The organism is Hydrogenophaga sp. RWCD_12, assembly GCF_046604225.1.
GTDB lineage: Bacteria > Pseudomonadota > Gammaproteobacteria > Burkholderiales > Burkholderiaceae_C > Hydrogenophaga.
This window is the reverse complement of record NZ_JBKIXC010000001.1, coordinates 760,248-785,860: the sequence shown is the minus strand read 5'-3', so window position 1 is coordinate 785,860 and position 25,613 is coordinate 760,248. Positions and strand designations below refer to the sequence as shown.

At 65.6% G+C, this 25,613-nt stretch carries 27 protein-coding genes; 19 read left to right on the top strand and 8 right to left on the bottom strand.

The window, feature by feature from the left end; genetic code table 11:
- Window positions 1–100: 100 nt before the first annotated feature.
- From ACLIJ1_RS03750 to ACLIJ1_RS03715, 8 genes are all read left to right on the top strand, one after another.
- Window positions 101–922, top strand: a complete 822-nt coding sequence (locus ACLIJ1_RS03750; protein WP_411364134.1) for a pyruvate, water dikinase regulatory protein — start codon at window positions 101–103, stop codon at window positions 920–922.
- 169 nt (window positions 923–1,091) lie between these two features.
- The gene (locus ACLIJ1_RS03745; RefSeq protein WP_411364133.1) at window positions 1,092–2,852 is read left to right on the top strand and encodes an MFS transporter; all 1,761 of its coding nucleotides are present in this window, start codon (window positions 1,092–1,094) and stop codon (window positions 2,850–2,852) included.
- Between the two features lie 107 nt (window positions 2,853–2,959).
- Window positions 2,960–3,160, top strand: coding sequence for a hypothetical protein (locus tag ACLIJ1_RS03740; protein WP_411364132.1), 201 nt, complete (start codon window positions 2,960–2,962; stop codon window positions 3,158–3,160).
- 147 nt (window positions 3,161–3,307) lie between these two features.
- Window positions 3,308–3,661 (top strand): hypothetical protein, encoded by a 354-nt coding sequence (locus tag ACLIJ1_RS03735; protein WP_411364131.1) that lies wholly within the window; start codon window positions 3,308–3,310, stop codon window positions 3,659–3,661.
- Window positions 3,662–3,691: 30 nt separating this feature from the next.
- Window positions 3,692–4,444, top strand: a complete 753-nt coding sequence (locus ACLIJ1_RS03730) for a metallophosphoesterase family protein (protein WP_411364130.1) — start codon at window positions 3,692–3,694, stop codon at window positions 4,442–4,444.
- A gap of 9 nt (window positions 4,445–4,453) precedes the next feature.
- Window positions 4,454–5,899 (top strand): serine/threonine protein kinase, encoded by a 1,446-nt coding sequence (locus ACLIJ1_RS03725; protein WP_411364129.1) that lies wholly within the window; start codon window positions 4,454–4,456, stop codon window positions 5,897–5,899.
- Window positions 5,900–6,014: 115 nt separating this feature from the next.
- Complete coding sequence (locus ACLIJ1_RS03720; protein WP_411364128.1) at window positions 6,015–6,323, top strand: DUF485 domain-containing protein; 309 nt, start codon at window positions 6,015–6,017, stop codon at window positions 6,321–6,323.
- On the top strand, window positions 6,320–8,137 hold the full coding sequence (locus ACLIJ1_RS03715; protein ID WP_411364127.1) for a cation acetate symporter: 1,818 nt from the start codon (window positions 6,320–6,322) through the stop codon (window positions 8,135–8,137). Before ACLIJ1_RS03720 ends, ACLIJ1_RS03715 begins: the two co-directional genes overlap by 4 nt.
- A gap of 103 nt (window positions 8,138–8,240) precedes the next feature.
- Here the strand turns inward: ACLIJ1_RS03715 and ahpF are convergent, their stop codons facing one another.
- Both ahpF and ahpC read right to left on the bottom strand, forming a co-directional pair.
- Window positions 8,241–9,830, bottom strand: a complete 1,590-nt coding sequence (ahpF, locus tag ACLIJ1_RS03710) for an alkyl hydroperoxide reductase subunit F (RefSeq protein ID WP_411364126.1) — start codon at window positions 9,828–9,830, stop codon at window positions 8,241–8,243.
- Window positions 9,831–9,920: 90 nt separating this feature from the next.
- Window positions 9,921–10,496 (bottom strand): alkyl hydroperoxide reductase subunit C, encoded by a 576-nt coding sequence (ahpC, locus tag ACLIJ1_RS03705; RefSeq protein ID WP_411364125.1) that lies wholly within the window; start codon window positions 10,494–10,496, stop codon window positions 9,921–9,923.
- 258 nt (window positions 10,497–10,754) lie between these two features.
- Here ahpC and ACLIJ1_RS03700 point away from each other — a divergent pair, with 258 nt between their 5' ends.
- From ACLIJ1_RS03700 to hemP, 7 genes are all read left to right on the top strand, one after another.
- Complete coding sequence (locus ACLIJ1_RS03700; RefSeq protein WP_411364124.1) at window positions 10,755–13,094, top strand: TonB-dependent receptor; 2,340 nt, start codon at window positions 10,755–10,757, stop codon at window positions 13,092–13,094.
- Window positions 13,095–13,102: 8 nt separating this feature from the next.
- Window positions 13,103–13,795 (top strand): Fe2+-dependent dioxygenase, encoded by a 693-nt coding sequence (locus ACLIJ1_RS03695; protein ID WP_411364123.1) that lies wholly within the window; start codon window positions 13,103–13,105, stop codon window positions 13,793–13,795.
- A complete protein-coding gene (locus ACLIJ1_RS03690) occupies window positions 13,792–14,862 on the top strand; it encodes an alpha-hydroxy-acid oxidizing protein (protein ID WP_411364122.1) in 1,071 nt (356 codons plus the stop codon). Before ACLIJ1_RS03695 ends, ACLIJ1_RS03690 begins: the two co-directional genes overlap by 4 nt.
- Before the next feature lie 207 nt (window positions 14,863–15,069).
- Window positions 15,070–15,795, top strand: a complete 726-nt coding sequence (locus ACLIJ1_RS03685; RefSeq protein ID WP_411364121.1) for an energy transducer TonB — start codon at window positions 15,070–15,072, stop codon at window positions 15,793–15,795.
- 36 nt (window positions 15,796–15,831) lie between these two features.
- On the top strand, window positions 15,832–16,566 hold the full coding sequence (locus ACLIJ1_RS03680; protein WP_411364120.1) for a MotA/TolQ/ExbB proton channel family protein: 735 nt from the start codon (window positions 15,832–15,834) through the stop codon (window positions 16,564–16,566).
- A gap of 13 nt (window positions 16,567–16,579) precedes the next feature.
- Window positions 16,580–16,993, top strand: a complete 414-nt coding sequence (locus ACLIJ1_RS03675; protein ID WP_411364119.1) for an ExbD/TolR family protein — start codon at window positions 16,580–16,582, stop codon at window positions 16,991–16,993.
- On the top strand, window positions 16,990–17,196 hold the full coding sequence (hemP, locus tag ACLIJ1_RS03670; RefSeq protein ID WP_411364118.1) for a hemin uptake protein HemP: 207 nt from the start codon (window positions 16,990–16,992) through the stop codon (window positions 17,194–17,196). Before ACLIJ1_RS03675 ends, hemP begins: the two co-directional genes overlap by 4 nt.
- A gap of 114 nt (window positions 17,197–17,310) precedes the next feature.
- Here hemP and ACLIJ1_RS03665 read toward each other — a convergent pair whose 3' ends face one another.
- The gene (locus ACLIJ1_RS03665; RefSeq protein WP_411364117.1) at window positions 17,311–17,718 is read right to left on the bottom strand and encodes a GlcG/HbpS family heme-binding protein; all 408 of its coding nucleotides are present in this window, start codon (window positions 17,716–17,718) and stop codon (window positions 17,311–17,313) included.
- 177 nt (window positions 17,719–17,895) lie between these two features.
- On the opposite strand from ACLIJ1_RS03665, the gene ACLIJ1_RS03660 reads away from it, so the two are divergent.
- Window positions 17,896–18,582, top strand: a complete 687-nt coding sequence (locus ACLIJ1_RS03660; protein ID WP_411364116.1) for a Bax inhibitor-1 family protein — start codon at window positions 17,896–17,898, stop codon at window positions 18,580–18,582.
- 72 nt (window positions 18,583–18,654) lie between these two features.
- A complete protein-coding gene (locus ACLIJ1_RS03655; protein ID WP_411364115.1) occupies window positions 18,655–19,122 on the top strand; it encodes a hypothetical protein in 468 nt (155 codons plus the stop codon).
- A 36-nt stretch (window positions 19,123–19,158) separates the two neighbouring features.
- On the opposite strand, the gene rlmD is transcribed toward ACLIJ1_RS03655, so the two are convergent.
- From rlmD to surE, 5 genes are all read right to left on the bottom strand, one after another.
- On the bottom strand, window positions 19,159–20,586 hold the full coding sequence (gene rlmD, locus ACLIJ1_RS03650) for a 23S rRNA (uracil(1939)-C(5))-methyltransferase RlmD (RefSeq protein WP_411364114.1): 1,428 nt from the start codon (window positions 20,584–20,586) through the stop codon (window positions 19,159–19,161).
- A 24-nt stretch (window positions 20,587–20,610) separates the two neighbouring features.
- Window positions 20,611–21,396 carry a 3'-5' exonuclease gene (locus ACLIJ1_RS03645; protein WP_411364113.1) on the bottom strand — a complete coding sequence of 262 codons (786 nt, stop codon included), beginning with the start codon at window positions 21,394–21,396 and terminating at the stop codon, window positions 20,611–20,613.
- Between the two features lie 9 nt (window positions 21,397–21,405).
- Complete coding sequence (locus ACLIJ1_RS03640; RefSeq protein WP_411364112.1) at window positions 21,406–22,326, bottom strand: peptidoglycan DD-metalloendopeptidase family protein; 921 nt, start codon at window positions 22,324–22,326, stop codon at window positions 21,406–21,408.
- A gap of 84 nt (window positions 22,327–22,410) precedes the next feature.
- A complete protein-coding gene (locus tag ACLIJ1_RS03635; protein ID WP_411364111.1) occupies window positions 22,411–23,238 on the bottom strand; it encodes a protein-L-isoaspartate(D-aspartate) O-methyltransferase in 828 nt (275 codons plus the stop codon).
- Complete coding sequence (gene surE / locus ACLIJ1_RS03630; protein ID WP_411364110.1) at window positions 23,235–24,020, bottom strand: 5'/3'-nucleotidase SurE; 786 nt, start codon at window positions 24,018–24,020, stop codon at window positions 23,235–23,237. Before surE ends, ACLIJ1_RS03635 begins: the two co-directional genes overlap by 4 nt.
- A 143-nt stretch (window positions 24,021–24,163) precedes the next feature.
- Here surE and ACLIJ1_RS03625 point away from each other — a divergent pair, with 143 nt between their 5' ends.
- A complete protein-coding gene (locus tag ACLIJ1_RS03625) occupies window positions 24,164–25,150 on the top strand; it encodes an NADPH:quinone oxidoreductase family protein (protein WP_411364109.1) in 987 nt (328 codons plus the stop codon).
- 321 nt (window positions 25,151–25,471) lie between these two features.
- Window positions 25,472–25,606, top strand: a complete 135-nt coding sequence (locus ACLIJ1_RS03620) for a hypothetical protein (protein WP_411364108.1) — start codon at window positions 25,472–25,474, stop codon at window positions 25,604–25,606.
- The last annotated feature ends 7 nt before the right edge of the window (window positions 25,607–25,613 follow it).

The window sequence follows — 25,613 nt, the reverse complement described above, 5'->3', positions numbered from 1 at the left end:
AGGATGGCGCCATCGGCCCGACCGCGGCTTTCGCGCCCTGCCGCCTTGAAATCGGCGGGGAGCGCTGCTGAAATTTCTTGCATCCCGACCAGGCTCCCCCATGACCAACCGCACCGTCTTCTTCATCTCCGATGGCACCGGCATCACCGCCGAAACCTTCGGCAACGCCATCCTGGCCCAGTTCGAAACCACGGTGCGGCGCGTGCGCCTGCCGTTCGTGGACGACGTGGACAAGGCCCACCAGGCGGTGCGCCAGATCAACCACACGGCAGAAGTCGAAGGCAAGCGCCCGCTGGTGTTCGCCACCGTGGTCAACATGGAGGTGCTGGCGGTGGTCAAGGAGCACTGCAACGGCATGATGCTGGACATGTTCGGCACCTTCGTCGAGCCGCTGGAAGACGAGCTGGGCATCAAGTCCAACCACCGCGTGGGCCGCTTCTCCGACGCGTCCAAGAGCAAGGAGTACCACGACCGGATCGAGGCCATCAATTTTTCGCTGATGCACGACGACGGCCAGAGTCACAAGGACCTGCAGGGCTCGGACGTGATCCTGGTCGGCGTCAGCCGCAGCGGCAAGACACCCACGTCGCTCTACCTGGCCATGCAGCACGGTCTCAAGGCCTCCAACTACCCGCTGATCCCCGAAGACTTCGAGCGCCGCAAGCTGCCTCCTGCCCTGGTACCGCACCGCAAGAAGATCTTCGGCCTGACCATCGCGCCCGAGCGGCTGGCCGAGATCCGCAACGAGCGGCGACCGAACTCGCGTTACGCCAGCCTGGAAAACTGCCGCGCCGAGGTCAACGAGGCCGAAGCCATGATGCGCCGCGAGGGCATCCGCTGGCTCTCGACCACCACCAAGTCGATCGAAGAAATCGCCACCACGATCCTGCAGGAAATCCGGCCCGAGCGCCTCGCCTACTGAACCCCTCGGGAAAACACCTAACGTGTTTGGGTAGGGACTAACCCTAGAAACGCGTGCCCTGCCGGGCATTTGTGACATTTCGTCAGAACGCCGTCAGGCGGCCTCCAAAAAATCGATTTCAGGTGATCGGAAACAGGTCACCGCATCGTTATCAACAGGAGACAAATTCATGGCGACAACCGCATCCCGGCCAATGACGCCCGAGGAACGCAAGGTGATCTTTGCGTCTTCCCTCGGCACCGTGTTCGAGTGGTACGACTTCTATCTGTACGGCTCGCTCGCAGCCATCATCGCGAAACAGTTCTTCAGCGGCCTTGACCAAGGCTCCGCGTTCATCTTCGCGCTGCTGGCCTTCGCGGCCGGTTTCATCGTGCGTCCCTTCGGTGCCATCGTGTTCGGCCGTCTGGGCGACATGATCGGCCGCAAGTACACCTTCCTGGTCACGATCCTGATCATGGGTGGCGCGACCTTCATCGTCGGCGTGCTGCCCAACTACGCATCGATTGGTGTCGCCGCTCCGGTGATCCTGATCGGTCTGCGCATGCTGCAGGGCCTGGCGCTGGGCGGTGAGTACGGCGGTGCTGCCACCTATGTGGCCGAGCACGCTCCTCACGGCAAGCGCGGCGCCTACACCGCCTGGATCCAGACCACGGCCACGCTGGGTCTGTTCCTGTCGCTGATGGTGATCCTGGGTACCCGCACCGCGCTCGGCGAAGAAGCCTTTGCCGACTGGGGCTGGCGCGTGCCGTTCCTGGTGTCCATCGTGCTGCTGGCGATCTCGGTGTGGATCCGTCTGCAGATGAACGAGTCGCCCGCCTTCCAGAAAATGAAGGCTGAGGGCAAGACCTCCAAGGCTCCTCTGGCCGAGTCCTTCGGCCAATGGAAGAACCTGAAGATCGTGATCCTGGCTCTGATCGGCCTGACCGCCGGCCAGGCCGTGGTCTGGTACTCGGGCCAGTTCTACGCCCTGTTCTTCCTGACCCAGTCGCTCAAGGTCGACGGCGCCACCGCCAACGTCCTGGTCGCTGCTTCGCTGGTGATCGGCACCCCGTTCTTCGTGGTGTTCGGCGCCCTGTCCGACAAGATCGGCCGCAAGCCGATCATCATGGCAGGCTGCCTGCTGGCCGCGCTGACCTACTTCCCGGTCTTCGAAGCCCTGACCAAGGCGGCCAACCCCGACCTGCACAAGGCCCAGCAGTCCAGCAAGGTGGTCGTGACCGCCAACCCGGCCGAGTGCTCGTTCCAGTTCAACCCGACCGGCACCGCCAAGTTCACCAGCTCCTGCGACATCGCCAAGCAGAAGCTGGCCTCCGCCTCGGTGAGCTACTCCAACGAAGTGGCTCCGGCCGGCACGCCCGCCAGCATCAAGGTTGGTGAGACCGTGATCAGCACGGCCATCACGCCGGAAGACATCGCCGCCGCCAAGGCCGCCGCCGAGAAGAAGGTCGCCGACATGACCGCTGCCGGCAACGCCGATCCCAAGGCCCTGAAGGCCGCGGAAGACGCCGTGAAGGCCCTGGGCGACGAGAAGAAGGCCAAGGACGCCACGCTGACCGCCAAGCTGGGCGCTGCCCTCAAGGCCGCCGGCTACCCGACCAAGGCCGATCCCGCCAAGCTGGACAAGGTCATGATCGTCGTGATCCTGACCTACCTGGTGCTGCTGGTGACCATGGTCTATGGCCCGATCGCCGCCATGCTGGTGGAACTGTTCCCGACCCGCATCCGCTACACCTCCATGTCCCTGCCGTACCACATCGGCAACGGCTGGTTCGGCGGCCTGCTGCCCACAACGGCCTTTGCCATCGTGGCCCAGACCGGTAACATGTACAACGGCCTTTGGTATCCGATCATCATTGCGGCGGCGACCTTCGTCATCGGCACGCTGTTCATCAAGGAAACCAAGGACGTTGACATCTACGCCAACGACTGAAGTTTGTGAGACGGTTCGCCGTCCGCAGGGCGGCGAACCGGTGCTCACCCGGTTCCCGACAAGCCCATGCCCTGCATGGGTTTCTTTTTACTAGGAAGGTAAGTTTCATGATCAAGATCCTCATCGGTTTCATCGTCTTCGCGGCGCTCGCCCTGTTCATGCTCATGAAGAGTGGTGGCGACATCGACATGAGCGGTGAAAAGCACGGCAGCGAGGCCACGCACAGCGAGCCGGCCAAGTCCGATGCCCCGGCTGCCTCTCCAGCCGCAGCACCTGCAGCTGCCCCGGCTGCTCCGGCCAAGCCGTAAGCGTCGACGGCACCCCATCGGCCATTCGATTTGCGCTACCAGAAAACTGAGGCGGGTCAACAGGCATTCAAGCAACGCAGTCCGTTGATGTCTGCACGTCAGCGAGCCGCCTTCATACTTTTTGATGGACAACGCCCACTGGAAGAGGTGCTGTCCTCCACCGTCGGTCTGGGAGTGACCCAGGCCGACATCCTGGACCTGGTGGAGAAGGAATTCCTCCAGGCTCCGGTAGCACAGGCTGGCGCCAGCGCAGCGCCAGCACCAGCAACTGAAAACAAGACTCCCTCCGGGGAATCGGACGTCGATCGATACAAAAAGGCGTACCCCATCGCCATCCGCATCACCGCGGCCCTCGGGTTGCGCGGGTTCCGCCTCAATCTCGCGGTGGAGGGCGCAGGGGGCTATGACGACCTCGTCGCCCTGCTGCCAGCGATTGCCAAGTCCGCACCCTCGGCCGCCGTGAAGGAACTGGCGCAGGCCCTGGGCGTGCCGCCACCCTGACGACCGCCGACAACCCTGGTCATCCACCCCATGAAACTGGCCCTGCTTTCCGACATCCATTCGAACGTGCAGGCACTGGACGCCTGCCTGGAACACGCCTGGCTCAACGGGTGCACCCGGTTCGCCCTGCTCGGCGATTTCGTCGGCTATGGCGGTGACCCGGGTGCGGTGATGCAGAAAGTCATGGCGCTGGCCGAGGACGGTGCGCTGGTGATCAAGGGCAACCACGATGCGATGGCGGTCGAGCCCCCGGCGCAGTCGCAGCAGATGGGCGACTCAACCGCCCGCTGGACCCACGAGCAGCTTTCAGCGCAACAGCTGGAGTTCCTGTCGGCCCTGCCAATGACGGCAACGCTGGGCGCCTGCCTGCTGGTGCACGCCAGTGCAGACGCACCCGAGAAATGGCGCTATGTGGAAGACGAGCGCAGCGCCGGCGTCAGCCTGGAAGCCGCCATGCAACAGCCTGGCGTCCGCTACGTGTTCGGTGGCCACGTGCACCACCAGACCCTGTATTACAAGGGCAGCGGCCGCGGCCTGATGGCCTTCAAGCCCACACCCGGGGTCGAAATTCCCACCCCCGCTCACCGGCAGTGGATCGCGACCGTCGGCTCGGTCGGCCAGCCGCGCGACGGGCTGCCCACCGCGATGTACGCGGTGTTTGACACCGATCAGGCGCGGTTGTGCTTCCAGCGGATACCGTATGACCATGCTGCCGCCGCCGCCTCGGTCCGGCGCGCCGGCCTGCCGGAATTTTTTGCCAAGCGTCTCGAAGATGGAAGGTGACATCGCGCAATGAAGTTGCTGGAACCGGGAGCCCAGCTCGACGGCTTTGTCGTCGACGAGTGCATTCACTCCGGGGGCATGGCCCACATCTACGCCGTGCACTACGCCAATGGCGCCGGCGACCCCGGCTTCCGGATGGTGATGAAGATCCCGCGCATGACCGCGGGTGACGGCGCCGAGAACATCGTCAGCTTCGAGGTCGAGCACCAGTTGCTGCAGGTGCTCACCGGCCCGCACGTGCCGCACTTCGTCGCGGCCGGCGATCTCGACAACGTGCCCTACCTGGTCATGGAGTACGTGGACGGCAAGACGCTGGACCACTGGATGCCGCAACCGGGGGAACCCTTCACGCCCCTGCCTTCCGAGGAAGTGGCGAAACTGGGTGCTGCGCTCGCCCATGCGGTGCACAGCCTGCACCGGCAGAACGTCTGCCACCACGACCTCAAGCCCGCCAACGTGCTGATCGAACCCGACGGCACCGCGGTGCTGCTGGATTTCGGCCTGTCCTGCCACGCGCACTTCCCCGACCTGCTGGCGGAAGAGCTGCGCAAGGCGGTGGGCTCCCCTGCGTGGATCGCTCCCGAGCAGGTGGTCGGTGTGCGCGGTGACACGCGCAGCGACATCTTCGCCATCGGTGTGATCCTCTACGAGCTGGCCACAGGCGACCTGCCGTTTGGCACACCGCAGAGCGATGGCGGCATGCGCCAGCGCCTGTGGATGGACCCCAAACCACCGCGAGCCCTGCGCGCGGACATCGCCCCCTGGCTGCAGGAAATCATCCTGCGCTGCCTGGAACCCGAAGCGGCGCAGCGGCATTCGTCGGCCGCGCACCTGGCCTTTGACCTGACGCACCCTGCCGACGTCACGCTCACCGAGCGCGCGCAGCGCACCGAGGGCACCGGCTTCAAGGAACACTTCAAGCGGTGGATCCGCGCGGCCGGCAAGCACTACCAGCCCAGCCCCAAGCCGGCCCAGAACATCGACGACGTGCCGATCGTGATGGTTGCCGTGCCGCACCACGATGTCACGGACGCCACGCTGTACTCGCTGCGCCAGGCCGTCGCCCGCTCGCTGGGCATCCGCCCGGGTGCCCGGCTGGCGTGCGTGACGGTGATTTCCCCGGGTGCCACCAGCAGCACCGACGCCGAACGCAGCGAGACCGCCGTGCACCGGCGCCACCTGTCGATGCTGCGCCAGTGGGCCCAGCCGCTGGACCTCTCGGGCCACCAGACCTCCTACCACGTGCTGGAAGCCAGCGATGTGGCCCAGGCACTGGTGCAATACGCCGAAGGCAACCAGGTCAGCATGATCGTCATGGGCGCCGCCACGCATGGCCTGCAGATGCAACGGTTTGTGGCCACTGTGCCGATCAAGGTGGCCATGGACGCGCCCTGCACGGTCATCCTGGTCAAGCAGCACCTGCCCTTTGACCGGCTGGCAACCCCGAATACCTGAGGGCGCCGCTGCGATTTGCAGAGCATCCGACCGTCAGCGGGCAGTCATTTTGAGGTAAGTCGAGGGTAAGTCCGTCGGCCTAAGCTGGTCTTCTCTAAAACGCAGAGGAGCCCCCATGGACGACAAGCTGACACAACGGATCATCAGCAATCCGAAATACCAGGAACTCAAGGCCAAACGATCCAGTTTCGGCTGGATCCTGACCGCCGCCATGATGATCGTTTACTACGGTTTCATCATGCTGGTGGCCTTCAACAAGGAATTCCTGTCCCAGCGACTGGGCAGTGGCGTGATGACCGTCGGCATCCCGGTGGGATTCGGCGTGATCGTGTTCACCATCATCATCACCGCCATCTACGTGCGGCGCGCCAACACCGAGTTCGACGAACTCTCCAACGCCATCGTCGCCGAGGTCCAGAAATGAAGCATCCCATCCGTACCTCCCTCCGCACCCTGCTGCCGCTGGCCCTGACCGGCCTGGCGCTGGGCGCACACGCCGCCGGTGCCGACCTCGGCCAGGCCGAGAAGCAGGCCACCAACTGGACCGCGATCACCATGTTCGCGCTGTTCGTGGTGTTCACGCTGTTCATCACCAAGTGGGCCGCCGCCAAGACCAAGAGCGCGGCGGACTTCTACACCGCTGGTGGCGGCATCACCGGCTTCCAGAACGGTCTGGCGATCGCCGGTGACTACATGTCCGCGGCTTCGTTCCTCGGCATCTCCGCGGCCGTGATGGCTTCCGGCTTCGACGGCCTGATCTACTCGATCGGCTTCCTGGTCGGCTGGCCTGTCATCACCTTCCTGATGGCCGAGCGCCTGCGCAACCTGGGCAAGTTCACCTTTGCCGATGTGGCCGCGTTCCGCTTCGAACAGAAGCCGATCCGCATCTTCGCGGCTTCGGGCACGCTGGTCGTGGTGGCCTTCTACCTGATTGCCCAGATGGTGGGCGCCGGCCAACTGATCAAGCTGCTGTTCGGTTTGGAGTACTACATCGCCGTGATCATCGTGGGCGCGCTGATGATGGTCTACGTGCTGTTCGGCGGCATGACGGCCACCACATGGGTGCAGATCATCAAGGCCTGCCTGCTGCTGGGCGGCGCTTCCTTCATGGCCTTCATGGTGCTGTGGCACTTCGGCTTCAGCCCCGAAGCCATGTTCGCCAAGGCCGTTGAAATCAAGGCTCAGCTGGGTGGAGCCGCCAAGGACTCCGCCATCGCCGCCGCCAACGCCGCCAGCTCGGCAGCAGCCACGCCGGAAGCCGTCGCCAAGGCCGCCAAGGATCTGGCCACGGCCAATGCGATGCCCGACGCCGCCAAGGCAGGTGCTTCGATCATGGGCCCGGGCAACTTCGTGAAGGACCCGATCTCCGCCATCAGCTTCGGCATGGCGCTGATGTTCGGTACCGCCGGCCTGCCGCACATCCTGATGCGCTTCTTCACCGTGCCGTCCGCCAAGGAAGCGCGCAAGTCCGTGATGTGGGCCACCGGCTGGATTGGCTACTTCTACCTGCTGACCTTCATCATCGGTTTCGGTGCCATCACCTTCGTGCTGACCAACCCGCAGTTCCTGGACGCCAAGAAGGCGCTGCTGGGCGGCAACAACATGGCTGCCGTTCACCTGGCCAACGCCGTCGGCGGCAACGTGTTCCTGGGCTTCATCTCTGCCGTGGCCTTCGCGACCATCCTGGCCGTGGTGGCCGGCCTGACGCTCTCGGGCGCCTCGGCCGTGTCGCACGACATCTATGGCACCGTGATCAAGAAGGGCAAGGCCGACAGCGCCGACGAACTGCGCGTCTCCAAGATGACCACCATTGCCTTGGGCATCGTTGCCGTGGTGCTGGGCATTGCCTTCGAGAAGCAGAACATCGCCTTCATGGTGTCGCTGGCCTTCGCCATCGCCGCGTCTGCCAACTTCCCGGTGCTGTTCATGAGCGTGCTGTGGAAAGACTGCACGACCAAGGGCGCCGTGATCGGCGGCTTCCTGGGCCTGATCTCGTCGGTCGCCCTGACCGTGGTGTCGCCGTCGGTGTGGGAAGCCACGCTGGGCAACCCCAAGGGTTCGGCGCTGTTCCCCTACACCTCGCCGGCCCTGTTCTCGATGGCCATCGGCTTCTTCGGCATCTGGCTGTTCTCCATCCTGGACAACAGCGCCCGTGCCAAGGAAGACCGCGCGGGCTTCCTGGCCCAGCAGGTCCGTTCGGAAACCGGCATCGGCGCATCCGGTGCATCGGGTCACTGACCCACATCGGGCGGCGGACCTCCCGGTCCGCTTCACCCAACAAAAAAAGCCACCGGGCAACCGGTGGCTTTTTTGTTTGGGCGACTCCTGAAGGGCGCCAGATTCAGGCGGCGACCGCCACGCTCACCGGCGCTGCCACCGGCTGGCGGATCAGGTGGTCGAAGGCGCTGAGCGCGGCCTTGGCGCCCTCACCCGCGGCGATCACGATCTGCTTGTACGGCACCGTGGTGCAGTCGCCCGCCGCGAACACGCCGTCCATATTGGTGTGGCCCTTCGCGTCGACCACGATCTCGCCAAAGCGGCTGAGTTCGACCGTGCCCTTGAGGAACTCGGTGTTGGGCACCAGGCCGATCTGCACGAACACCCCGGCCAGCGGCACCAGGTGTTCTTCGCCGGTCGCACGGTCCTTGAACTTCAGCCCGTTGACCTTGTTGCCGTCGCCGGTGATCTCGGTGGTCTGCGCATTCACGTGAATCGTGACGTTGGGCAGGCTCTTGAGCTTGCTCACCAGCACGGCGTCGGCCTTGAGCTGATCGGCGAACTCGACCAGGGTCACATGCTCGACGATGCCGGCCAGGTCGATGGCCGCTTCCACGCCCGAGTTGCCGCCACCGATGACCGCCGTGCGCTTGCCCTTGAACAGCGGGCCATCGCAGTGCGGGCAGTACGCCACGCCCTTGTTCTTGTATTCCTGCTCGCCGGGCACGTTGACGTTGCGCCAGCGCGCGCCGGTGGACAGGATGACGCTGCGCGCCTGGAGCACGCCACCGTTTTCCATCTGCACGGAGACCAGACCACCCGGCTCGCTGGCAGGGATCAGCCTGTTCGCGCGCTGCAGGTTCATCACGTCCACCTCGTAGTGGCGCACCTGCGCTTCCAGCGCAGCAGCGAACTTCGGGCCGTCGGTTTCCAGCACCGAGATGTAGTTCTCGATCGCCATCGTGTCGTTGACCTGGCCGCCCATGCGTTCGGCGGCCACGCCCACCCGGATGCCCTTGCGGGCGGCGTACACCGCCGCGGCAGCACCCGCGGGGCCGCCACCGACGATCAGCACGTCGTAAGCGTCCTTGGCGTTGAGCTTCGCGGCCTCACGCTCACCGGACTTCGTGTCCAGCCTGGCGACGATCTCTTCAACGCTCATCCGGCCGGAGGCAAACACCTCGCCGTTGAGGAACACCATGGGCACCGCCATGATCTGGCGCGCCTCGACCTCGGCCTGGAAGGCACCGCCTTCGATCACCACGGTCTTGATCCTGGGGTTGTGGATCGCCAGCAGCGACAGCGCCTGCACCACGTCCGGGCAGTTGTGGCAGGTCAGGGACATGTAGACCTCGAAGCTGAAGTCACCGTCCAGCGCCTTGATCGACTCGATCACTTCCTGCTCGACCTTGGGGGGGTGGCCGCCGGTCCACAGCAGCGCCAGCACCAGCGAGGTGAACTCATGGCCCAGCGGCAGGCCGGCAAAGCGCACACCTTGTGTTTCGCCGGCACGGGCGATCACGAACGAAGGCTTGCGGGCGTCGTTGCCCGTAATGTCCAGCGTGACCTTGTCCGACAGACTGGAAATGGTCTCCAGCAGCGAGCGCATCTCGGTAGCGGTCTCGCTGGCGTCCAGCGAGGCGATCAGCACGATGGGCTGGCGCAGCATGCCCAGATACTGCTGCAGCTGGGCCTTGAGGGTGTCGTCAAGCATGGGGAACTCCAGGAAGATGGTGCGCGAAACGTTGGGGGAAGGGCGCTCGGCATATGCGCCGAACGCCCGACGCTCAACACTCAGCGAGGATCAGATCTTGCCCACGAGGTCGAGGCTGGGTGTCAGTGTCTTGGCGCCTTCTTTCCACTTGGCCGGGCAGACCTGGCCAGGATTGGCGGCGGTGAACTGGGCTGCCTTGAGCTTGCGCAGGGTTTCCGACACGTCGCGGGCAATTTCGTTGGAGTGGATTTCTAGCGTCTTGATGACGCCATCGGGGTTGATCACGAAGGTGCCGCGCAGGGCCAGGCCTTCTTCGGGGATGTGCACGCCGAAAGCGTTGGTCAGGGCGTGGGTCGGGTCGCCGACCAGGGGGAACTTGGCCTTGCCGACGGCGTCGGAGGTTTCGTGCCACACCTTGTGCGAGAAGTGGGTGTCGGTCGTGACGATGTAGACCTCTGCGCCAGCGGCCTGGAAGGCGGCGTAGTTGTCCGCTGCGTCTTCGATCTCGGTCGGGCAGTTGAAGGTGAAGGCGGCCGGCATGAAGATCAGCACGGACCACTTGCCCTTGAGGGACTGCTCGGTCACTTCGATGAACTCACCCTTGCCGGCGCGGTTGACAAAGGCGGTGGTCTTGAACGGTTGCACTTGCGTGTTGATCAGGGACATGGTGTTTTCCTGTGACAGGTTGAGGGAAGAGTTGCGATGGATATCGCGACGGAGGAAATCATAGCTCACATCTATTGATTTGCCGCATTGATAGTTTGCATGACATCGATAGGATTTATTGCTCTGCAACATTCATCTGTATTCTGCCTGCAACAATCTTATTGCGAATCGTTCGCATTTTAGTTTAAGATCGCGACTCCAGCCAGCCACAGCGCGATGCGTTGAAGCCAGCCGACAACCCGTTCGACCTGAGCTTCCATGTCCCAACGCAACCAGCAAGCACCGGCCCGCGCCGTCCGTCCCCTTCCCTCTTCATCTTCTGCCCTGGGCACCAGCGCGGGCGTGGCCCTGCCCTTGGGTGCCATGCTGCTGGCCGGCTCGTTCGGCGCCTTGGCGCAAACCACACCCCCGGTCGACGAAAAAAAACTGCCGACGGTGGTCGTGCGTGAAAAAGCGCTGGCCCCCGAAGGCAAGGACGCCCTGCAGGCCACCGACACCGGCATCGGCAAGGGCAAACAGCAGCTGCGCGACATCCCGCAATCCGTCACCGTCGTCACCGAGCGCCTGATGGACGACCGCAACCTCGACACGCTCAAGGAAGCGCTCAAGAACACCGCCGGCATCACCTTCCAGGCGGCCGAAGGCGGTGAAGAGGACATCCGCCTGCGCGGCTTCGCCCTGCAGTCCACCGGTGACCTGTTCATCGACGGCATGCGCGACCCCGCGATCTACGACCGCGACACCTTCAACCTCGACCGCATGGAAGTGCTGCGTGGTTCGGCCTCGATGCTGTTTGGCCGCGGCTCGACCGGCGGCGCGGTCAACCAGGTCAGCAAGACACCGCGCCTGCTGGACGAACACCAGGTCGACCTCACCGTGGGGACGCACAACTTTGTGCGCGCCACCGGCGACTTCAACATCAAGACCGGCGAAAGCTCGGCCCTGCGCCTGAACGCCATGGTCAACAAGGCCGACAACAACGGCAGTGGCTCCAGCATCGACAAGCGCGGCATGGGCATCGCCTACCGCACCGGCATCGGCGAGCAGGACGAGTTCCTTGGCACACTCTACCACCTCGACAACCGCAACGGCATCAACTACGGCATGCCCTTTGTCGCGCCCAAGGCGGGTTCGTTCGACCGGGTACTTCTCCCCGTCGACCCGGACACCAACTATGGCTTGTCCAGCGACTACAACGACTCCAGCGCAACCATCGCCGGTTTCGCGCACACCCACCGCTTCAGCCGCGACAGCGAACTCAAGACCCAGGTGCGCGTCGGCCAGTTTGACCGCGACCTGCGCGCAAGCATCATCCGCGCCTGCACCCGCTCGGTGAACGCCACCACCGGCGCCGTCACCAACCCGCAGTGCCCGAGCTCGGTGTCGCTGGACACCCTGGGCAGCGGCACCATCCTCACCCGGGGAACGGCCCTGAAGGTCCAGAAGATGGATACGTTGCAGGTCCAGTCGGACTTCAGCAGCAAGTTCGACGCGCTGGGCGTGAAGCACGAACTGCTGGCCGGGGTCGACCTCTCGCGCGAGAAGCGCACGGTGTACGCCGAACGGACAGCGGCCCAGGGCGGCGTGACCCTGAGCAAACCCACCACCACGCTTGGCAGCCCCGGCGAAGGTGCCGCGATCGACGAGTCGCGGCGGGTGCTTCGCGTCGGCAATGCCTACGTCTCGACGGGCGTCGGCGCCTATGTGCAGGACGTCGTCCAGATCGCTCCGGCCTGGAAGCTGGTCGGCGGCGTGCGCTACGACAACCTCAACGGCGACTACGACATCAACACCCTCCCGACCTCGGCCGCCGGCCCGGTGACGACCACCAAGTACCGCATGCACGTGGCCGAATTCAGCCCACGCATCGGCGCGCTCTACCAGCCCACACCACTGCATTCCTTCCACGTCTCCGCCGGCCAGTCGTTCAACACCTCGGGCGACGCCTATTCACTCAGCGCCGCCAACGCCGACACCGATCCGGAAAAGAGCGTCAACCTCGAAATCGGCGCCAAGCTCAACTCGGAAGACAAGCGCTTCACCACGCGCCTAGCCGTGTTCCGCTCGACCAAGTACAACGAGCGCAACACCGACCCCGATCGCCCCGTCACCGTGCTGACCGGCAAGCGCCATGTGGCCGGTTTCGAGACCGACATCACCGGTCGCCTGACGCCGCAGTGGGAGGTATACGGCTCCTACATGTGGATCCCGGTCGCCAGGGTGGACGCGGCAGCGCCCTGCCCCGCCACCGGCACCTGCACCCAGGCGGTGGTCGGCGAACGCCCGGGCGACCGTCCGGCCCTGACGCCAGAGCACAGCGGCACGGTCTGGACCACCTACCAGTTCACACCGCGCCTGCGCATGGGCGCCGGCGTCAACTTCCGCAGCGCGCAAAGCCCGATCCGCGCGGAATGGAAGGTGCCCGCCTACGCGACGGTGGACCTGATGGCCGAGTACGTATTCGACTTCGAGCGCCTCTCGCTCAAGGCCTACCTGGCCAACGCCGCCAACAAGCTGTATGCCGACCAGATCTACCCCGCGCACTATGTGCCGGGCGCCGGCCGCACGCTGCAGGTCACGGCCAGCCTGAAGTTCTGAGGCCCGGCATGCTGCTGACCCTGGCGGACATCCTCTCGGCCGACGACCTGCGCGATGCCCGGCACCTGCTGCGCGACGCTCCGTGGGCCGACGGCCGGGAGAGTGCGGGCCCACAGGCCCGCACCGTCAAGAACAACCAGCAGCTGCCGCACGACTGCGAGGCCGCCCGGTTCATCCGGCAACGGGTGCTGGACGGCCTGAACCGCTCGCCGCTGTTCTTCAGCGCCGCGCTGCCACTGCGTTTCTTCACGCCGCGCATCAACCGCTACAGCGGAGAACACAACGCCTACGGCAACCACATCGACAACGCCGTGCGCCTGAAGGCCATGGCGGATGGCAGTACGGAATACGTCCGCACCGACGTCTCCTGCACCGTGTTCCTGAACGACCCCGACGAGTACGACGGCGGCGAGCTCACAGTCAGCGACACCTACGGCACCCGCGGCATCAAGCTGCCCGCAGGGCACGCCGTGCTCTACCCCGGCACCAGCCTGCACCAGGTCACGCCGGTCACCCGTGGCGAGCGCATCGCCTGCTTTTTCTGGGTGCAGAGCATGGTGCGCAGCGACGAACAGCGCCGCCTGCTGTACGAGCTCGACATGAACCTGCTGACCCTGCGCCAGCGGCACGGTGAAACCGAAGAGACGACCGGCCTGACCGGGACGTACCACAACCTCCTGCGCATGTGGGCCGACACATGAATGTGCCGGTCACGCTCGCCGACCACGAACGGCTCGCGCAGCAAGGCATGGAGCCCGGCGCCTGGGCCTACCTCTGCGGAGGCGCAGCCGACGAGATCACGTTGCGCGAGAACCGCGAAGCCTGGCAGCGGCTGCAACTCCGCCCACGGGTGCTGCAGCCCCTCGCCGGCGGCCACACCCGGCTGACGCTGCTCGGCCGCACCCAGGCACATCCCATCCTGGTCGCGCCCATGGCCTACCAGCGCCTGGCCCATCCGCAGGGAGAACTGGCCAGTGCGCTCGCATCGGCTGTGCTGGGCGCCGGCTATGTCCTGAGTACCCAGGCATCGGTGTTGCTGGAAGAGGTGGCGCCACTGGTGCTGGGTGAGCCCGCGCGTGGGCCGCTCTGGTTTCAGCTCTACCTGCAATCCGCGCGCGACGACACCCTCTCGCTCGTGCGACGCGCCGAGGCTGCCGGGTTCGAGGCGCTGGTGCTGACCGTGGACGCGCCGGTACAAGGTGCGCGGGACCGCGAGCGCCGTGCGGGCTTCCAGCTGCCACCCGGCATCGCGGCGGTCAACCTGCCGCCGCCCGTCCAGCGGCCAGACACCCGAGGCAGTCTCTTCGACACCCTGTTGCGCAGCAGCCCGACCTGGGAAGACCTCGCGTGGCTGCGTGGGCAGACCACGTTGCCCATCCTGCTCAAGGGCATCACCCATCCCGACGACGCCCGCCTCGCGGTCGAACACGGCGTTGCGGGCCTGATCGTGTCCAACCACGGTGGACGCACGCTCGACACCATGCCCGCCACGGCCACGCTGCTGCCCGACATCGTGGCCGCCGTGGGCGGCCGGGTACCGGTGCTGGTCGATGGCGGCATCCGTCGCGGCACCGACGTGTTCAAGGCCCTGGCACTGGGCGCGTCGGCGGTGCTGGTCGGGCGACCGGTGCTGCACGGTCTGGCCTCCGGCGGCGCCCATGGTGTGGCCCATGTGCTGCGGCTGCTGATCGACGAGCTGGAGGTCGCGATGGCACTGTGTGGTTGCCGCACGCTGGACCAGATTTCGTCGCGGCACCTGTGCGGCTGACCGGTCCGTCAAAAAAAGACATCACTTCGCTCTTATTTGCGAACAATTCTCATTTATACTCAATTCCAGATTCAACGCCTTCTCCGGAAAACACCAGCATGACCAGCACACTTCTCTCCCTGTTCGGCAGCCTCGTGCTGTTGCTCGGCGCGCTTGGCTGGGTGTTTCGCCGCTGAGCAGGTGGCCATTCTTCGCGCGCCTACACTCATGAACTCCGCCGTTCTCGGCTCCCACCACATCCCTGCCGCGCAGTCGCCGCAAGGAGCAACGAACCATCCGCCCCGCATGGACCGCCGCCTGTTGATCGTGGCCACCGTGATCGGCCTGCACGTCGCCGGACTCTGGGCGCTGCAGGCCGGGTTGCTGCAGCGGGCGGTGGAGCTGGTGGTGCCGGTGTCGGTGGTCGCCGACCTGATCGAGCCACCGCAGCCACAGGTCACGCCCGAACCCACACCGCCCAAGCCGGCACCCGCCCCCAAGCCACTGGCTCCCGCACCGCGTGTCGCCCAGTCCCCTGCGCCGATGCCGCTGGCCGTGGCCGATCCGAAACCGGCGCCGCAGGCACCGACAGGCGTGGTCGCACCGCAACCGGTGGCGCCAGCAGCCCCGGCAGTGACGGAGGCGGCACCGACCAAACCCGCTCCAGCGCCAGCCCGCATCTCCAACGACGTCCGTGACAACTTCCAGGATCTGCCTGCACCGCCCTATCCACCCACCTCGGTGCGCATGAACGAACAGGGCTCCGTCTTGCTGGCCATCAAGGTCGAATCCAACGGCACAGCCAGCAGCGCGGACGTGGTCCGCTCCAGCGGCTTCCCGCGCCTCGACGATGCCGCCGTGAAGGCTGCACTGCGCTGGCGCTATGTGCCGCGCGGCGGCGGATCGCCGCGTCCCGACACCTACCAGTACGTGGTTCGCTTCGAACTCAACTGACCCACATCTTCCAACACCTCATCCCGTCTTCACACCATGGACACCTCCATCACAAGCTCGGGCCTGGCCCACGTCTGGTCGCAAGGCGACGCCGTCACCCGCACCGTCGCCCTGGTGCTGCTGGGCATGTCGCTGGCGACCTGGATCATCCTGCTGTGGAAGCTGCTGGACCAGCGCACCCAGCGCCAGCAGGCCAAGGCCTGCGAGGGCTTCTGGCACAGCGCCGATTTCGCGGAAGGCCTGGACAAGCTCGGCCCGGCCGACCACAACCCGTTCCGCGCCCTGGCGGTCGAAGGCCGCGAAGCCCAGCGCCACATCCTGCACAAGGACGGCCGCCAGACGCCGCAGCTGCACGACAGCCTCGATGTCAGCGACTGGATCGAGCGCTGCCTGCGCCGCACGCTGGACGACCACACGGCCCGCGCGCAGAGCGGCCTGCCGGTGCTGGCCTCGGTGGCATCGACCGCGCCCTTTGTCGGCCTGTTCGGCACCGTCTGGGGCATCTACCACGCCCTGCTGGGCATCGGCGCGGCCGGCCAGGTCAGCATCGACCAGGTGGCCGGCCCGATTGGCGAGGCGCTGATCATGACCGCCCTCGGTCTGGTGGTCGCGATTCCCGCGGTGCTGGGCTACAACGCCCTGGTGCGCGGCAACAAGAACGTGCTGCACCGGCTCAACCGCTTCGCACACGACCTGCACGCCTACTTCGTCACCGGCGCCCGCGTGGCCAGCGGCGGCGACGGCAAGGTGCTGCCGATGAAGAAGGCCTGACCAGGAGACCCACATGGCCATCGGAACCCAGGACGACAGCGACGACATGCTGGCCGAGATCAACATGATCCCGTTCATCGACGTGATGCTGGTGCTGCTGATCATCTTCATCATCACCGTGCCGGTGATCAAGCACGCGGTCAAGGTCGACCTGCCGCGCGCCAGCAACGAGAAGCTGGCCGACAAGCCGCAGAACATCAGGCTGGCGGTGGACGCCGCCGGCACCTATTACTGGAACGACGCGCCACTGACCGATGCCGAGCTGGGCACGCGTCTGGCGCAGATCGCGGCGCAGGAGCCGCAGCCCGAGCTGCACCTGCGCGGCGACAAGGCTGTACGCTACGAGCGCGTGGCGCAGGCCCTGGCCAGCGCGCAGCGCGCGGGCGTACGCAAGATCGGCTTCATCACGGAGCCCGCGTTGCCATGAACCGCTTGCAGTGCTCCAACCAACCGACAGAGGCAGCGACCGCCCGCGAAGAGCAGGCCGGCGCGCCTTCGACACGCGAACTGCTACCAGTCCTGGACAGCCAGGCCGTGCTGCAGGGCCGAAGTTCGGTGGTCATTGAACACAACGGCGCGGTCTATCGGCTGCAGACCACACGCCAGGGCAAGCTCATTCTCACCAAGTGAGTGGCCTGCCTTGAGGTACCAATCGTGGGGCGACCCGGGGTTTGAGCAATTCCCCAAGCGTCGTTTTTCGCCAGCCAGGGGGCCACGTGCCCCGATAGCCAGGCGTTTTTTCCCTCAGAGGCCGAGGGCCGCGATGCCGGCCTTGGCGATCTGCGCGTCTTCGCTGGACTTCACGCCGCTGACCCCCACCGCGCCGATGCACTGGCCGTCCTTGAGCACCGGCACGCCGCCTTCGAGCAGACCCTGTACGGTCGGCGCGCTCAGGAACGAGGTGCGGCCCTGGTTGATCACGTCCTCATAGACCTTGCTTTCCTTGCGGCTGAGCGCGGCCGTGTGGGCCTTGGCGGGCGCGATGTGCGAGGACATGGCCGGCGCCCCGTCCAGCCGCTGCAGCCACAGCAGGTGGCCGCCGTCGTCGACGATGGCGATGGTGACGGCCCACTGGTTCTTCTGGGCTTCCGCTTCGGCGGCGGCCGCGATGGCCTTGACGTCGGCCAGTTCGAGCACGGCTTTGGTTTTCATGGAGACGTTCCTGCAAAAATGGATTGAAAACCCGACGATACCCCGACCATTGCCCCTTCTGAGGTCAAAACTGTTCAGAACTTTGGGGCTTGAGCCGCACAGCAACTGCCGGGAGAGGCCGCGGCCTACAATCCGCCGGATGCGGCTTCGCCCGCGGTCACACAGGAGAAAAGAAACATGTCCGACAACATCCAGCACTACGGCTCCACCGACGCCTTTGCCGTCCAGCGCAACAAGGTGCTGCGCAACACCTACTGGCTGCTGGCGCTGTCGCTGCTGCCCACGGTGCTGGGCGCCTGGCTGGGCGTCGCCACCGGCATCACGCAAAGCCTGCGCGGCGGCCTGGGCCTGATCGTATTCTTCGCCGGCGCTTTCGGCTTCATGTTCGCGATCGAGAAGACCAAGAACTCGGCTGCCGGCGTGCCAGTGCTGCTGGGCTTCACCTTCTTCATGGGCCTGATGCTCTCGCGCCTGATCGGCTCCATCCTGGGCCTGAGCAACGGCGCCAGCCTGATCATGACCGCCTTCGCCGGCACGGCAGGCGTGTTCACCGTCATGGCCAGCCTCTCCACCGTCATCAAGCGCGACCTTTCGGGCATGGGCAAGTGGCTGTTCGTCGGCGCGCTGGCCATCATGATCGGCGGCATCATCAACGTGTTCGTCGGCAGCACGGCGATGTTCGCGACCATCGCGACCCTGGCCATCCTGGTCTTCAGCGCCTACCTGCTGTACGACCTGAAGAACATTGTTGACGGTGGCGAAACCAACTACATCACCGCCACGCTGGCGGTCTACCTCGACTTGTTCAACATCTTCCAGAGCCTGCTGTCGCTGCTGGGCATCTTCGGCGGCGAACGGGACTGAACCACCCGGCCAGGGCAGGCTCAAGTTCGGCCGGTGGTGGCCGAAAAGGAAGGCAACCAGCCTCCAACCACCATGCGACACCTTGCCCTGCCCCTCTGCCTGAGCGCTGCCAGCCTGCTGGCCGGGTGCGACGCGCTGGGCATCGAGAGTTCGACGAAGGTGGCCGAGCGCAAGCAGGCGGAGGCACACGCCATCGGCAGCGCCTGCCGCCATGCGATCCGCAGCATCGAGGACTGCTTCAAGACCAACCCCAAGGCCGGCAAGGCTTCCGTGTTCGCGGGCTGGAAAGAGATGGACCAGTACATGCGCGACAACCAGATTGTCGGCATGCCTACCCCCGCGGTGACCGAGCCTCCCGCAGACGCGGCAGCCCAGGACGCAGAGGCCGACCCCGCAGCTGAACACGGCAGCGAAAAATCGGCCACCGAGAAGCCGGCATCTGGCAAAGCATCCGCCGAAAAACCCGCAGCGGAAAAAGCCTCGGCAGAAAAGGCGCCTGCCGGCAAGGACGCCCACGACACCAAGACCCACAAGTCCTGAACGTGGCCACCGGGCCTTCCGCTCAGGCTTGCGGCATCACACGTCCAGCTCGAACACCGCCATGCTCTCGACGTGCGCGGTGTGCGGGAACATGTTCACCACCCCCGCCGCCGTGCAGCGGTAGCCTGCCTGGTGCACCAGCAGGCCCGCATCGCGCGCCAGCGTGGCCGGGTTGCAGCTGACGTAGACGATGCGCCGCGGCGGCGTCCAGGTGCCCCGCAGTTCGGGCTGCTGGTGCAGGTCGGCCAGCGCCTTGGACAGCGCGAACGCGCCCTCGCGCGGTGGATCGACCAGCCACTTGTCGGCCACGCCGTCGGCCACCAGCATCTCCGGTGTCATTTCGAACAGGTTGCGGGCGACGAACTGCGTCGGCGCCAGCGGCGACGGGCGCCCCTGCTGGTTGAACGACAGGTTCTCGCGCGAACGCGCCACCAGTGTCTCGCTGCCCTCGATGCCCAGCACTTCGCCGGCAGTGGTCGCGATCGGGAGCGTGAAGTTGCCCAGGCCGCAGAACCAGTCGATCACGCGCTCGTTTTTCCGCGCATCCAGCAGCCGCAGTGCACGCCCGACCAGCACGCGGTTGATGTGGGGATTGACCTGGGTGAAGTCGGTGGGCTTGAACGGCATGGTGACGCCGAACTCGGGCAGGCTGTAGCTCAGCGGCGTGCCGCCTTCGTCGAGCAGCTTGACGGTGTCCGGACCCTTGGCCTGCAGCCACCATTGCACGCCGTGCTGCTGGCCAAATGCCCTCAGCCGGCCCAGGTCGTCGTCGCTCAGCGGCTCCAGATGCCGCAGCACCAGCGCAGTCACCTCGTCGCCACAGGCCAGTTCGATCTGCGGACAGGTCTCGCGCGCGTCCATGCCGAAAATCATCTCGCGCAGCGGCATCAGCATGGCGCTCACGTGCGGTGGCAATACCTTGCAGACCTGCATGTCGGCCACGTAGCGGCTCTTGCGTTCATGGAAGCCGATCAGCACCACACCCTTCTTGTGCACGAAACGCGCCGACAGACGGGCACGGTAACGGTAGCCCCAGGCCGGTCCTTCGATCGGGCGCAGCAGGGTTTCGGCCTTGACCTTGCCCAGATGCCAGAGGTTGTCTTCAAGCACGCGCTGCTTGATCGCCACCTGCGAGCTGGCGTGCAGATGCTGCATCTTGCAGCCGCCGCAGGCGCCTTCGTGCAGACCGAAGTGCGGGCAACCGGGCGTGACCCGCTGCGGCGACTCGCGGTGGATCTCGGTCAGCGTCGCCGCTTCCCAGTTGTTTTTCTTGCGGTGGACCTTGGCGCTGACGATCTCGAACGGCAAGGCACCGTCGATGAAAACCACCTTGCCATCGGGCCGGTGCGCGATGCCCTGTGCTTCGATGTCCAGCGACTCCACGAAGAGCTGGCCTTCGGGCAGTCCGGCGGACGGAGAAACAGGGGCTTGGGGTTCTAGTTGTGCGGGGCTGTCTTGGCTCATGCCCCGATTGTCTCAGGCCCTGAGCTACGTCCACGCGCGCAGGTACTCGTCCCAGTGCGGCTCAGCCGGTGCCAGATTGCCCAGTGTCTCTTTCACGAAGGCAATTTCCTGGTCGTACTCAGCCTCAGTAAGACCACCGCGCATCTTCTGGAAGCGGCAGTAGACGAGATAGGTGTTCATCACATCCGTCTCGCAGTAGCGGCGGATGTCCTCCAGCCGGCCTTCGAGGTACTGCGCATAGACCTGCGAGCCGTCCATGCCCAGCTTGCCCGGAAAGCCGCAGAGCTTGGCCAGCGCATCCAGCGGCGCGTTGTTCTTGGGCGTGTACATCGCCAGCAGGTCCATCAGGTCGAGATGGCGCATGTGGTAGCGGCTGATGTAGTTGTTCCACTTGTGCTCGCGGTCGTCCTCGCCCATGTCCCAGTAGCGCCCGGCTTCCACGCCATGGCGCAGGCCGCGGTAGTGCAGCACAGGCAGGTCAAAGCCGCCGCCGTTCCAGCTCACCAGTTGTGGCTGGTGCTTCTCGATGGAATGGAAGAAGGTCTGCACGACCTTGCCTTCGCTCTGGCCATCGCGATCGACGAAGGAGTGCACGCGCAGACCCTCGGCGTTGCGGAACACCACGCTGATGACCAGTACCCGCTGCAGGTGCAGTGGTGCAAAGTCGTTCTGTCCTTTGGCCTTGCGCTCGGCCAGCCATGCCTCGTAGATCTGCGCGTCCGACCAGTCGACAGGGTCGTCGCGCAACAGGCGCAGGCCGGCGATGTCGGGGATCGACTCGATGTCGAACACCAGGACCGGCCAGGCCATGGCGGGCGTTCAGCGCTTGGGCAGGTAACCGATCGGATCGACGGGCTTGCCGTTGCGGCGCACCTCGAAATGCAGCTTGACGCGGTCGGCGTCGCTGCTGCCCATTTCGGCGATGCGCTGGCCCTGCTTGACCGTCTGGTCTTCGCGCACCAGCAGCGCCTGGTTGTGGGCGTAGGCGGTCAGGTAGGTGTTGTTGTGCTTGAGGATGACCAGGTTGCCGTAGCCGCGCAGGCCGGCGCCGGCATACACCACGCGACCGTCGGCAGCCGCCAGCACGGGATCACCCACCTTGCCCGAAATCGCCACACCCTTGTTCTTGCCTTCGTCGAACGGGGCAATGACAGAGCCCTGGGCAGGCCAGACGAACGCAATGTCGTCGGCTCCTGCCGAGGCGGGTTCCGGTGTGGGCGCTGGTGCTGGTACCGGCGTGGCAGTCACCGCGGGCGCCCCCGTGGCCGGCGCGGGAGTGGTGGTCGCCGGCGTGTTCAGGGGTCGGGCCACCACGCCAGGCGCCACCACGGGTGCCGTCGCCACGCCAGTCGTGGCAGGGGGCATACCGGCGGAGTTCGCCACCGGCGGCGTGACGCGCAGCACCTGTCCGACCTCGATCAGGTTGGGATTGGCGAGGTTGTTCCAGGCTTGCAGGTCGCGGGGCGACTGCCCCGCTTCCAGGGCGATGCGGTAAAGGGTGTCGCCAGGACGCACGGTGTAGAAACCGGGCTTTCCAGCGTTTTCGGCACCCGCCACCGGGCGCACATCGGCTGGGCGGGTGGTGGACGAACGGTCTTCGACCGGCGCTGGCTGGCTCAGCCTGCGGGTGGAGCATCCCGCCGTCAGCAGCAGGCCACCCACCATCGCACACAACGCCACACCGCGCCACGAGGGGCGCACGGCGTTCACCGGCTCATTGACCAAATACCGCATGTTCATCACTGATTCCTACCTGAAGTCTGGCCCGTTACCACCCAGGCCCAGCGCATGAACCCCGTTTTGCCGGAAGGGCCGGCCAAGGTGTCACGCAATCCCTGATTTTAGGGGCACGAAGAGGACCGGCTCCAGCACGGACCTCGTTACCCCCTGAGAAGTTTTTTCCATCACGACCAGGTGCTGCTGACCCGCGCCGGTCACGGCAGGCGCCACGAGCCGCCCCCCGACCGCGAGTTGTTCGATCCAGGCCTGCGGCACATCGTTCCCACCGGCCGCCGCGACAATGCCCGCGTAGGGCGCTCCTTGCGGATAGCCCAGCATGCCGTCGCCAAACAGCAGGTGCACATTGGCCAGCCGGAAAGCGCGCAGGTTGTCGCGCGCCTTCTCGTGCAGGCCCTTGAGCCGCTCGATGCTGTAAACCTCGCGCGCCAGGTGGCTGAGCACTGCCGCCTGGTAGCCGCAGCCGGTGCCGATGTCCAGCACCCGCCCCAGCTTCTCCGACTTGCCGTGGCACAGCAGCTCCAACATGCGCGCCACCACGCTGGGCTTGGAGATCGTCTGTCCGAGGCCGATCGGCAGGCTGGTGTCTTCGTAGGCCTGCGGTGCCAGTGCCGTGTCGACAAACCGGTGGCGCTCGACCGCCAGCATGGCCGCCAGCACCGCCGGGTGCGAAATGTCCTGCGCCTGCAGTTTGCGCACCATGGACTGGCGCACGGCCAGGGAATCCATGCCGATGCCGCTGGTCACCGCCACCGGGGCGGCCACGCGCCGTGTCGTGGCGGCAGGGGCTGCGCCAGGTCTGTTCACTGGTGTGGGTGCCGAGGTGTCCAGCCGCGCCGGAAACGCGGGGCGTGGCCGGGCTGCCGCACCGGATGCAGGCGCTTTCGGGGGCGTCAGCGGTCCGGAACGCTTCATGGCTTGCCCGTTCCCATGGCCGCCGCTGTGGGCGCCCAATAGGCCAGGCGTTCGTGATCGGTCAGGTCCACCTGCAAGGGCGTGATGCAGGCATAGCCCTGGGCGGTCGCGTGGAAGTCGGTGCCTTCGGCGTCGTCCTTGGCCGGGCCTGCGCTGCCAATCCAGTACATGGTGTCACCGCGCGGGTTGGTCTGGGTGATGACCTGTTCGGCCGCATGGCGCCGCCCCAGCCGGGCCACCTTGAAACCCTTGATGTCGGCGGCCGGGCGGCATGGAATGTTGACGTTCAGCAGCCAGGGGGCCTGGCGCCGTGCGGCGTCATCGGCGGGCGGCAAGGTGGGCAGGAGGTGACGCACCAGCTCCGCGGCCTTTTGCGCTGCCACGTCCAGGTGGGCCCAACCCTTTTCCGTCTGCGAGAAGGCAATCGCCGGAATGCCGAAGAGATAACCTTCCATGGCGGCACCCACCGTGCCGGAATAGATCGTGTCGTCGCCCATGTTGGCGCCGTTGTTGATGCCCGAAACCACCAGATCGGGCCGGTAGCCCAGCAATCCGGTCAGCGCGATGTGCACGCAGTCGGCCGGTGTGCCATTGACGTAGCGAAAGCCGTTGGAGGCCCGGTGCACGTACAGCGGCGAATGCAGGGTCAGCGCGTTGGACTTGGCGCTGTTGTTGTGCTCGGGAGCCACCACCTCCACCTCGGCCAGGTCCTTGAGCGCTTCGTACAAGGCCACAATGCCCGGCGCCTGGAAGCCGTCGTCGTTGGAGATGAGAATTTTCATGGGGGGGATTTTAGGTGCCGGGCCACAACGGCGCTGGCGACGCGCCACGTCGCGCGGGGGACAAAAACCGGGGCCGACCCGCAAGCCATCAGGGAATGCCCTGCCTATCATGCGCCCTCGACCATTCAACCGGAGACGACAGCATGCAAGCCTGGCTTTGCGAGAACCCTGTGGGCGTGGAAGCCCTGACCTGGAAGGAACTGCCCACGCCCGAGCCCAAGGCGGGTGAGGTGCTGCTCGAGATCCAGGCCGCGAGCCTGAACTTCCCCGATCTGCTGATCGTGCAGAACAAGTACCAGATGAAGCCGCCCCTGCCCTTCGTGCCGGGTTCGGAGTACGCGGGCGTGGTGCGCGCGGTCGGCGAAGGCGTGACGCATCTGCAGGTCGGCCAGAGCGTGGCCTGCCTGAGCGGTACTGGTGGCTTCGGCACCCACACGCTGGCACCGGCCGCCCTGTGCATGCCACTGCCGCCCGGCTTTCCGCCGGTGGACGCGGCCGCCTTCATCATGATCTACGCCACCTCCTGGCACGCGCTGATGGACCGCGCGGCGCTCAAGGCCGGCGAGACCGTGCTGGTGCTCGGTGCCGCTGGTGGCGTGGGCACGGCCGCGATCCAGCTGGCCAAGGCCGCAGGCGTCCGCGTGATCGCTGCCGCTTCGAACGACGAGAAGTGTGCGCTGTGCAAGCAGCTGGGCGCCGACGAGACCATCAACTACAGCGTGCACACGCCGCAGACCACGTTGCGCGACGAGATCAAGCGGCTGACCGGGGGCAAAGGACCCGACGTGATCTACGACCCGGTGGGCGGCGACTTCGCCGAACCGGCTTTCCGCTCCATCGCCTGGCGCGGGCGCTACCTGGTGGTGGGTTTCGCCAGCGGCCCGATCCCGAGCCTGCCGCTGAACCTGTCGCTGCTCAAGGGCGCGAGCATCGTGGGCGTGTTCTGGGGAGATTTCGCCAAACGCGAACCCAAAGCCAACGCCCAGATGATGCAGACCCTGGCCACGATGTACATGAAGGGCGAGATCAAGCCCGTCATCGACCAGACGCTGCCCATGAAGGACCTGCCCAAGGCGTACGCCATCATGGGATCGCGTTCGGTCAAGGGAAAACTGGTGCTGGTGAACTGATTCGCTGCTGAAGCCCCAAAAAAACAATGCCCGGCTCTGCCGGGCTTTGTTTTTGGCGTGTCGCCCGCGTTGCGAATACCTTTTCGCGCATCGCCGACCGCACACAAGAACCATCGCACTAAGTGATTGCTCTTTGCTGCGGATGCGCCCTTCAGGCGCACCGGACAGCAGCAACAAATCCTGACAATTTCCCGGGTCTCCACCCCAGCCAGACGCTCAAGCCGGGCCATGCCACGCCGATAGGAATGGCATCAGCGACCTGCTATCGGCCTGTTTCAGCCGCTGCAACAGCCATGGTAGGCCCGCACAAGGAGACCAGCCATGCTTTACACCTTCACCCATCTCGCGCAATCTGCCCTGGAATCCCTGCTCTTCTGGGTCTTCGCCCTCTCGCCAGTCATCGTGTTCTGGCAGTTGCTGGCCTGGGCCGGACAACACCTGACTCCCGTCATGTGAGTGCTCC